The sequence below is a fragment of the Citrobacter sp. wls619 genome (assembly GCF_005281345.1).
Classification (GTDB): Bacteria; Pseudomonadota; Gammaproteobacteria; order Enterobacterales; family Enterobacteriaceae; genus Citrobacter.
In genome coordinates, this window is the sequence record NZ_SZXJ01000111.1 from 1 (window position 1) to 449 (window position 449).

Below are 449 nucleotides of genomic sequence, written 5' to 3' on the forward strand. Positions count from 1 at the left end.
TTCATCAGACAATCTGTGTGAGCACTACAAAGAACGCTTCTTTAAGGTAAGGAGGTGATCCAACCGCAGGTTCCCCTACGGTTACCTTGTTACGACTTCACCCCAGTCATGAATCACAAAGTGGTAAGCGCCCTCCCGAAGGTTAAGCTACCTACTTCTTTTGCAACCCACTCCCATGGTGTGACGGGCGGTGTGTACAAGGCCCGGGAACGTATTCACCGTGGCATTCTGATCCACGATTACTAGCGATTCCGACTTCATGGAGTCGAGTTGCAGACTCCAATCCGGACTACGACGCACTTTATGAGGTCCGCTTGCTCTCGCGAGGTCGCTTCTCTTTGTATGCGCCATTGTAGCACGTGTGTAGCCCTACTCGTAAGGGCCATGATGACTTGACGTCATCCCCACCTTCCTCCAGTTTATCACTGGCAGTCTCCTTTGAGTTCCCG

General features: G+C 51.9%; 1 rRNA gene. It reads right to left on the minus strand.

Annotated elements, in window-relative coordinates:
- Positions 1 to 47: 47 nt before the first annotated feature.
- A 16S ribosomal RNA gene (locus FDX19_RS25005) occupies positions 48 to 449 on the minus strand; the annotation flags it as partial.